Source organism: Thalassovita autumnalis (genome assembly GCF_001458255.1).
In the GTDB taxonomy this organism is placed as follows: domain Bacteria; phylum Pseudomonadota; class Alphaproteobacteria; order Rhodobacterales; family Rhodobacteraceae; genus Thalassobius; species Thalassobius autumnalis.
Map to the genome: position 1 here is coordinate 136,511 of NZ_CYSB01000010.1, position 9,740 is coordinate 146,250.

Below are 9,740 nucleotides of genomic sequence, written 5' to 3' on the forward strand. Positions count from 1 at the left end.
CTCGACAAGGAGCAAAAATATGAACCAGGAACTGACCAACAACCCGTTCAACCCGCTGACCCCGCCGAAGGTCTTTGACGAGATCCGCGTTTCGCTGGCTTCGCCCGAACGTATCCTGTCGTGGTCCTACGGTGAGATCAAAAAACCGGAAACCATCAACTACCGGACCTTCAAGCCTGAGCGCGACGGTCTGTTCTGTGCGCGTATCTTTGGTCCGATCAAAGATTATGAATGCCTTTGCGGCAAATATAAGCGCATGAAGTATCGCGGCGTTGTCTGCGAGAAATGTGGTGTTGAAGTTACCCTCCAGAAAGTGCGCCGTGAGCGTATGGGCCACATCGAACTGGCCGCGCCTGTTGCACATATCTGGTTCCTGAAATCGCTGCCGTCCCGCATCGGTCTGATGCTGGATATGACGCTGCGTGATCTGGAACGTGTGCTGTACTTTGAAAACTACGTCGTCATCGAGCCGGGTCTGACCGACCTGCAATACGGCCAGATGATGTCCGAAGAAGAGTACATGGACGCCCAGGACCAGTACGGCATGGACGCCTTCACCGCCAACATCGGTGCGGAAGCGATCCGTGAGATGCTGTCGGCGATCGATCTGGAATCTGAAGCCGAGCAGCTGCGCGCTGAACTGGCTGAGGCGACCGGTGAACTGAAGCCGAAGAAAATCATCAAGCGTCTGAAGGTTGTTGAAGCCTTCCTCGAGTCGGGCAACCGTCCTGAGTGGATGATCATGACCGTTGTGCCTGTGATCCCGCCAGAACTGCGCCCGCTGGTGCCGCTGGATGGTGGCCGTTTCGCGACCTCCGACCTGAACGACCTCTACCGTCGTGTGATCAACCGGAACAACCGTCTGAAGCGTCTGATCGAACTGCGTGCGCCTGACATCATCGTCCGCAACGAAAAGCGGATGCTGCAGGAATCCGTTGACGCCCTGTTTGACAACGGCCGTCGCGGTCGTGTCATCACCGGTGCCAACAAGCGTCCGCTGAAATCGCTCAGCGACATGCTGAAAGGTAAGCAGGGTCGTTTCCGTCAGAACCTTTTGGGTAAGCGCGTCGACTTCTCGGGCCGTTCGGTCATTGTGACCGGTCCGGAGCTGAAGCTGCACCAGTGTGGTCTGCCGAAAAAGATGGCGCTGGAGCTGTTCAAGCCCTTCATCTACTCGCGTCTGGAAGCGCGCGGTCTGTCTTCGACCGTGAAGCAAGCCAAGAAGCTGGTGGAAAAAGAGCGTCCCGAGGTGTGGGATATCCTCGATGAGGTGATCCGCGAACACCCGGTTCTGCTGAACCGTGCACCAACGCTGCACCGTCTGGGCATCCAGGCGTTTGAACCCACGCTGATCGAAGGTAAGGCTATCCAGCTGCACCCGCTGGTCTGCTCGGCGTTCAACGCGGACTTTGACGGTGACCAGATGGCTGTTCACGTGCCGCTCTCGCTGGAAGCTCAGCTGGAAGCGCGTGTTCTGATGATGTCGACGAACAACGTTCTGTCGCCTGCAAACGGCGCCCCGATCATCGTTCCTTCGCAGGACATGATCTTGGGTCTCTACTACCTCACCATCGCCCGCGATGGCATGAAGGGCGAAGGCATGGTCTTCTCCTCGCTGGAAGAGGTTATGTACGCGCTGGACGCTGGTGAGGTGCACCTGCATTCCAAGATCAAGGCCCGCGTGCCGCAGATCGACGAAAACGGTATGGAAGTTCAGCAGATCTTTGAAACCACCCCGGGCCGTGTTCGTCTGGGCGCCCTGCTGCCGCAGAACGCCAAGGCACCGTTTGAGCTGGTGAACCGTCTGCTGCGGAAGAAAGAAGTGCAGCAGGTCATCGACACCGTCTACCGTTACTGCGGTCAGAAAGAGTCGGTCATCTTCTGTGACCAGATCATGTCGATGGGCTTCAAAGAAGCGTTCAAGGCCGGTATCTCGTTCGGTAAGGACGACATGGTGATCCCCGATAACAAGTGGACCATCGTGAACGAGACCCGCGATCTGGTGAAAGACTTCGAACAGCAGTACATGGACGGTCTGATCACTCAGGGCGAAAAGTACAACAAAGTTGTCGATGCGTGGTCGAAGTGTAACGACAAGGTCACCGACGCCATGATGGGTACAATCTCGGCGATCCCGACCGATGAGAACGGCGCCGAACTGGAACCGAACTCGGTTTACATGATGGCCCACTCGGGTGCGCGTGGCTCGGTCACACAGATGAAGCAGCTGGGCGGGATGCGCGGCCTGATGGCGAAGCCGAACGGCGACATCATCGAGACCCCGATTATCTCGAACTTTAAAGAAGGCCTGTCGGTTCTCGAGTACTTCAACTCGACCCACGGTGCCCGTAAAGGTCTGTCGGATACGGCGCTTAAGACGGCGAACTCGGGTTACCTGACCCGTCGTCTGGTGGACGTGGCACAGGATTGTATCGTTCGCGATCGTGACTGTGGCACCGAAAACGCCATCACGGTTGAGCCTGCTGTCAACGACGGTGAAGTTGTTGCGTCGATCGGTGAGCGTATGCTGGGCCGTGTCGTCGCTGAGGACGTCATGAAGCCGGGCACCGATGAGGTGATTGCGGCCCGTGGCACCCTGGTGGATGAACGTATGGCAGATGCCATCGAAGATGCCGGTGTTCAGACCGCTCAGGTCCGCAGCCCGCTGACCTGTGAAAGCGACGATGGCGTCTGTGCCACCTGCTACGGCCGTGACCTGGCCCGTGGTACCCCGGTGAACGTCGGCGAAGCCGTCGGCATCATCGCGGCACAGTCGATCGGTGAACCTGGTACACAGCTGACGATGCGGACCTTCCACATCGGCGGCGTTGCACAGGGTGGTCAGCAGTCGTTCCTCGAAGCCAGCCAGGAAGGCACCGTTGAGTTTGAGAACCCACAGGTTCTGACCAACTCCAACGGCGAAGTTCTGGTTATCGGTCGGAACATGAAGCTGAAGATCATGGACAACGGTGAAGAGCGCGCCAGCCACAAGCTGGGCTACGGCACCAAGCTGTTCGTCTCGGAAGATCAGAAAGTTGCCCGTGGCGACAAACTGTTCGAATGGGACCCCTTCACCCTGCCGATCATCGCCGAGAAAGACGGTACTGCTAAATATGTTGACCTGATCAGCGGCATCGCCGTTCGTGATGAGACCGACGAAGCCACCGGTATGACCCAGAAGATCGTGATCGACTGGCGTGCAGCACCGAAAGGCAATGAGCTGAAGCCGGAAATCATTCTGGTGGACGGCGATGGTGAACCGGTGCGCAACGCACAGGGTCACCCGCTGACCCACCCGATGTCGGTGGACGCCATTCTGTCGGTTGAAGATGGCCAGCAGATCCAGGCCGGTGACGTTGTTGCGCGTATCCCGCGTGAAGGCGCCAAGACCAAGGACATTACCGGTGGTCTGCCGCGCGTTGCGGAACTGTTCGAAGCCCGTCGTCCGAAAGACCACGCGATCATCGCCGAAATCGATGGTTACGTGCGCTTTGGCCGCGACTACAAGAACAAGCGTCGCATCACCATCGAGGCTGCCGAGGAAGGTCGCGAGCCCGTCGAATACATGGTGCCCAAAGGCAAGCACATTCCTGTTCAGGAAGGTGACTTCGTCCAGAAGGGTGACTACATCATGGACGGCAACCCGGCCCCACACGACATCCTGTCGATCATGGGCGTTGGCGCGCTGGCGGACTATATGATCAACGAGGTGCAGGAGGTTTACCGACTGCAGGGCGTTAAGATCAACGACAAGCACATCGAAGTGATTGTGCGCCAGATGCTGAAGAAGTGGGAGATTTCGGACAGCGGTGACACCACCCTGCTGAAAGGCGAACACGTCGAAAAGACCGAACTGGACGAGGCCAACGAAAAGGCCATCGCCCGCGGTGGTCGCCCGGCATCCGGTGGTCCGATCCTGTTGGGTATCACCAAAGCGTCGCTGCAGACCCGTTCGTTCATGTCGGCTGCGTCGTTCCAGGAAACCACCCGCGTGCTCACCGAAGCGTCGGTTCAGGGCAAGCGCGACCGTCTGGTTGGCCTCAAGGAGAACATCCTTGTTGGTCGTCTGATCCCAGCCGGTACCGGTGGCGCCACCGATCGCGTCCGTCGCATTGCGCGTTCGCGTGACAATGTGGTGCTGGAAGCCCGTCGCGAAGAGGCAGAAGCCGCCGCAGCGCTGGCCGCGCCGATTGACGACATGGCTGGTGGCGAAAGCTTCGACACCCTGGTCGACACCCCGGAAAGCCGCGACGAATAAGTCGCTGCCCACCTGGGTTGAGAAAGATAGAAAGGCCCTCGCATTGCGGGGGCCTTTTTGCTGTTATGCACGGCGAGGATTGGACCGTTGCATGGGAGAGGCAGATGAAAATGTATCAGGTGGATGCCTTCAGCAGCGAGGTGTTCAAAGGCAACCCGGCGGCAGTTCTGCTGCTGGACCAGCCGATGGAAGATGCGCTGATGCAGAACATTGCGGCGGAAAATAATCTTGCGGAAACGGCCTTTGCCCTGCCTTTGGAGGCAGGCGGTTGGCACCTGCGCTGGTTCACCCCAACGCAGGAAGTGGATTTTTGCGGCCATGCAACGCTGGCAACCGCACATGTGTTGATTGCCCATCAGGGCTGTGCGGGGCCGTTGCAGTTTGAGACCCGCGTGGGCCGGATCACCGTGACTGAGGCGGCGATTGATCGGGCTGGGGCAGGGCAGGTGGGCTATCAGCTGGATCTGCCCCGGTTTGCGCCAGAGCCATTGGAGGCTCTGCCGCCGGAGATTGCCGCGACCTTTGCGGTGGAACCACAGGCGCTGTTCCGTAACTTCGAAAACCTGTTTGTTGTTTTGCTGGATGAGGCGGCGGTGCGTGGCTTTGAGCCGGATCTGCCCGCCATGACCAAACTGGGCCGACTTGGTGTGGTGGTGACCGCGCGGGCGGACGCTGACTCGGAGGCTGACTTCGTCTCGCGCTATTTTGCGCCGGGGGCGGGCATCCCCGAAGATCCGGTGACGGGATCGACCCATTCCACCCTTGTGCCCTATTGGGCGGAGGTCTTGGGCAAGCCTGATCTGCTGGCCTATCAGGCGTCTAAACGCGGCGGTTGGCTGCAGTGCACCGATACAGGGGAGCGCGTTCTGGTGCGCGGGCAGGCGGTGACCTATATGGCCGCCGATCTTACCCTGCCGGAGGCGACTGACTGACAGGTAGCGCTGCACCTGAGGCAAGCGGGGCCTCCGGCGGAAGTATTTGCTGATCATTGAAAGGGGCGCGCGCCGATACCGGGTTTTGCCAGATTTGACTTCGCCTGATTTGACTTTGCCGCAGCCTTTGGCCACAGTCGGCCAGTCGCGCGGCCGAGGAGGGCGCGCGCGATTTTCATGGAGATGCAGCATGCCCCTTTCCGACAACACGCGCGGTGCGTTGTTGATGATGGCCTCTATGGCGGCCTTTACCTTCAACGATGCGTTCATGAAATCGCTGGCAGGCACGGTGCCGCTGTTTCAGCTGCTGTTTCTGCGTGGGGTGATGACCTCAGCGATGACCGGGGGCTGGGCGCTGAAACAGGGGGCCTACCGGGTGCAGCTGCCCGCCAAGGACTGGGGGCTGGTGGCGCTGCGGGTGATTGCCGAGGTTGGCGCGGCCTATTTCTTTCTGACGGCGCTGTTTGTCTCCCCCCTGGCCAATGTCACCGCGATCCTGCAATCGCTGCCGCTGACGGTGACGCTGGCCGCATCGATCCTGTTTGGTGAGGCGATTGGCTGGCGCCGGATGTCGGCGATTTTTGTTGGCTTTCTGGGGGTGCTGCTGATCATCCGGCCGGGGCCGGACGGGTTTGACATCAATTCGATCTACGTGCTGATCGCCGTTGCCTTTATCACCATGCGGGATCTGGCGACCCGGCGGCTGTCACCGAAGGTGCCATCGATGCTGGTCACCTCGCTAAGTGCAGTTGGGGTGATGATCTTCTTTGGGCTGGGCGCCCTTGGGCAGGAGTGGGTCAGTCTGGACAGCCGCGCCTGGGCCGTGACCGCGCTGGCGGCGCTGATGGTCATGGGGGGCTATATGTTTTCGGTCATGGTGATGCGGGTAGGCGAGATTTCCTTCATCGCGCCGTTCCGCTACACCAGCCTGGTCTGGGCGCTGCTGCTGGGCTGGCTGGTTTTTGGCGACTGGCCGGATCCTGTGACCCTGTTGGGGGCGGCGATTGTGGTCGGCAGCGGCATGTTCATGCTCTACCGTGAGGGCCAGATTGCCCGCCGCAAAAAGCGCCAGAACACCCCGGTGCGCAGCAGCTGAGGGGCCAGTCCCCAGCCCGTGGGTCCGATGGCGCCGGGCCAGCGCGGGCAGGCTCTGTTGACAAGCGGTGCGACTCCCCCTATATGCCGCTTCATCCGGCTCATGGGGGACGTCCCAATTACGCCGAATCCATAACTGAGAAGGCCAAGTCCTAAGCTACTTTGAAGCTTGCGACCTCTGGAAACTCACCGCGTTGTTTGCCTCGGTACGGGAACATCGCGGATTTTGCGCTATGCAGACGTGTGTTGCGCAAACCGTCATCGTCCGGGGCCCTGGCCGCGGATAAAACATTGTGAAGCAAACGGGAAAGTGACCCTATGCCAACGATCCAACAGCTGATCCGCAAGCCGCGTCAGCCTAAAGTCAAGCGCTCCAAATCGATGCACCTGGAGCAGTGCCCGCAGAAACGCGGCGTCTGCACCCGCGTCTACACCACCACTCCGAAGAAGCCGAACTCGGCGATGCGTAAAGTTGCGAAGGTTCGCCTGACCAACGGCTTCGAAGTGATTTCCTACATCCCGGGTGAAAGCCACAACCTTCAGGAGCACTCGGTGGTTCTGATCCGTGGCGGTCGTGTAAAAGACCTTCCCGGTGTGCGTTACCACATCCTGCGCGGTGTTCTGGATACCCAGGGCGTTAAAGACCGTAAGCAACGTCGTTCGAAATACGGCGCCAAGCGTCCGAAGTAAGGAGATCGAAGAATGTCTCGTCGTCACGCTGCAGAAAAGCGCGAAGTACTGCCCGACGCCAAATATGGCGACCGCGTACTGACCAAGTTCATGAACAACCTGATGATCGACGGTAAGAAGTCGGTTGCGGAAAAGATCGTCTACAACGCGCTGGACCGCGTTGAAGGTAAGATCAAACGCGCCCCCGTCGAAGTGTTCCACGAAGCACTGGACAACATCAAACCCGCCGTTGAGGTTCGCTCGCGTCGTGTTGGTGGTGCCACCTACCAGGTTCCTGTCGAAGTGCGCCCTGAGCGCCGTGAAGCACTGGCCATCCGCTGGTTGATCTCGGCCTCGCGTTCGCGCAACGAAAACACCATGGAAGAGCGTCTCGCCGGCGAACTGCTGGATGCTGTGCAATCCCGTGGTGCCGCTGTTAAGAAGCGCGAAGATACTCACAAGATGGCAGACGCGAACAAAGCGTTCAGCCATTACCGCTGGTAATTCCATAGGGGCATTAGACCAATGGCACGCGAATATCCGCTCGAACTATACCGTAACTTCGGTATCATGGCGCACATCGATGCAGGTAAAACCACCTGTTCCGAGCGCATCCTGTACTACACCGGTAAAGAACATAACATCGGTGAGGTGCACGATGGTGCGGCCACCATGGACTGGATGGAACAGGAACAAGAGCGCGGGATCACCATCACCTCGGCTGCGACCACCACTTTCTGGGAACGCACCGAAGATGGTCAAACCGCTCAGACTCCGAAGCACCGTCTGAACATCATCGACACCCCCGGCCACGTTGACTTCACTATTGAAGTTGAGCGTTCGCTGGCGGTTCTCGATGGTGCTGTCTGTGTTCTGGACGCAAACGCTGGTGTTGAACCCCAGACCGAAACCGTGTGGCGTCAGGCTGACCGCTACAAGGTTCCGCGGATGGTTTTCGTCAACAAAATGGACAAGATCGGCGCAGACTTCTTCAACTGCGTTCGCATGATCGAAGACCGTACCGGCGCACGCGCTGTACCGGTTGCTTTCCCGATCGGCGCCGAAACCGAGCTGGAAGGCCTGGTTGACCTGGTGACCATGGAAGAGTGGCTGTGGCAGGGTGAAGACCTGGGCGCTTCCTGGGTCAAAGCACCGATCCGTGAGAGCCTGCAGGACCTGGCTGCTGAGTGGCGCGAAAAGATGGTCGAAGCGGCCGTTGAGCAAGACGAAGAAGCCATGATGGAATACCTGGAAGGCGAAGAGCCTTCGGTTGAGAAGCTGCGTGAGCTGCTTCGCAAAGGTACCCTGGCCCTGGACTTCGTTCCTGTTCTTGGCGGTTCGGCGTTCAAAAACAAAGGCGTACAGCCGCTGCTGAACGCTGTGATCGACTATCTGCCCAGCCCGCTGGACGTTGTTGATTACATGGGCTTCGCACCGGGTGACGAAACCGAAGAGCGTAACATTGCCCGTCGTGCAGACGACGACATGGCGTTCTCGGGTCTGGCGTTCAAAATCATGAACGACCCCTTCGTTGGCTCGCTGACCTTCACCCGTATCTACTCGGGCGTTCTGAACAAGGGCGACAGCATCCTGAACTCGACCAAAGGCAAGAAAGAGCGCGTTGGTCGTATGATGATGATGCACTCGATCAAGCGTGACGAGATCGAAGAGGCATTTGCAGGCGACATCATCGCGCTGGCGGGTCTGAAAGACACCACCACCGGTGACACCCTCTGCGACGCCAAAGAGCCGGTTGTTCTGGAAACCATGACCTTCCCTGATCCGGTGATCGAGATCGCCGTTGAGCCCAAAACCAAGGGTGACCAGGAGAAGATGTCGCAGGGTCTGGCCCGTCTGGCCGCTGAAGACCCCTCCTTCCGTGTGGAAACTGACCTGGAATCGGGCCAGACCATCATGAAAGGCATGGGCGAACTTCACCTCGACATTCTGGTTGATCGTCTGAAGCGTGAATTCAAGGTTGAAGCGAACATCGGTGCACCTCAGGTTGCCTACCGTGAGACCATCAGCCACGAAGCCGAAGTTGACTACACCCACAAGAAACAGTCGGGTGGTTCGGGTCAGTTCGGTCGCGTTAAGCTGGTCATCACCCCCACCGAGGCGGGCGAAGGTTACTCCTTCGAGTCCAAGATCGTTGGTGGTGCAGTGCCGAAGGAATACATCCCCGGTGTTGAAAAAGGCATCCAGTCCGTCATGGACAGCGGCCCTCTGGCTGGCTTCCCCGTGATCGACTTTAAGGTTGCCCTGATCGACGGTGCATACCACGATGTGGACTCCTCGGTTCTGGCCTTTGAAATTGCTGCACGTGCAGGTATGCGCGAAGGCATGAAGAAGGCAGGCGCTAAGCTGCTGGAACCGATCATGAAGGTCGAAGTGATCACCCCGGAAGAATACACCGGCGGTATCATTGGTGACCTGACCTCGCGTCGTGGCCAGGTATCTGGTCAGGAGCCGCGCGGCAACGCAATCGCGATCGACGCGAACGTTCCGCTGGCCAACATGTTCGGCTACATCAACACCCTGCGTTCGATGTCGTCGGGCCGCGCCCAGTTCACCATGCAGTTCTCGCACTACGATCCGGTGCCGCAGAACATCAGTGAAGAAATCCAGGCGAAATACGCCTAAGCGATTTGGGGGACCGGCCCGTTCGGTCCCCCCTTTCCAGACTTGGGGGCTGGCAGATCAGCCCTTCATTCAGACTAAGGAGGCCATCATGGCAAAGGAAAAGTTTGAGCGTTCCAAACCGCACGTTAACATCGGCACCATCG

At 58.8% G+C, this 9,740-nt stretch carries 6 protein-coding genes; all 6 read left to right on the forward strand.

Annotated elements, in window-relative coordinates; genetic code table 11:
• The first annotated feature begins 19 nt into the window (after positions 1 to 19).
• The gene (rpoC, locus tag TL5118_RS04435; RefSeq protein WP_058245463.1) at positions 20 to 4,258 is read left to right on the forward strand and encodes a DNA-directed RNA polymerase subunit beta'; all 4,239 of its coding nucleotides are present in this window, start codon (positions 20 to 22) and stop codon (positions 4,256 to 4,258) included.
• 104 nt (positions 4,259 to 4,362) lie between these two features.
• On the forward strand, positions 4,363 to 5,190 hold the full coding sequence (locus TL5118_RS04440; protein WP_058245462.1) for a PhzF family phenazine biosynthesis protein: 828 nt from the start codon (positions 4,363 to 4,365) through the stop codon (positions 5,188 to 5,190).
• Between the two features lie 190 nt (positions 5,191 to 5,380).
• Positions 5,381 to 6,286 (forward strand): DMT family transporter, encoded by a 906-nt coding sequence (locus TL5118_RS04445; RefSeq protein ID WP_058245461.1) that lies wholly within the window; start codon positions 5,381 to 5,383, stop codon positions 6,284 to 6,286.
• Between the two features lie 317 nt (positions 6,287 to 6,603).
• Positions 6,604 to 6,975 carry a 30S ribosomal protein S12 gene (gene rpsL, locus TL5118_RS04450; protein WP_005621086.1) on the forward strand — a complete coding sequence of 124 codons (372 nt, stop codon included), beginning with the start codon at positions 6,604 to 6,606 and terminating at the stop codon, positions 6,973 to 6,975.
• A 12-nt stretch (positions 6,976 to 6,987) separates the two neighbouring features.
• Positions 6,988 to 7,458 (forward strand): 30S ribosomal protein S7, encoded by a 471-nt coding sequence (gene rpsG, locus TL5118_RS04455; protein WP_058245460.1) that lies wholly within the window; start codon positions 6,988 to 6,990, stop codon positions 7,456 to 7,458.
• Between the two features lie 21 nt (positions 7,459 to 7,479).
• Positions 7,480 to 9,597 carry an elongation factor G gene (gene fusA, locus TL5118_RS04460; protein ID WP_058245459.1) on the forward strand — a complete coding sequence of 706 codons (2,118 nt, stop codon included), beginning with the start codon at positions 7,480 to 7,482 and terminating at the stop codon, positions 9,595 to 9,597.
• Positions 9,598 to 9,740: the final 143 nt, after the last annotated feature.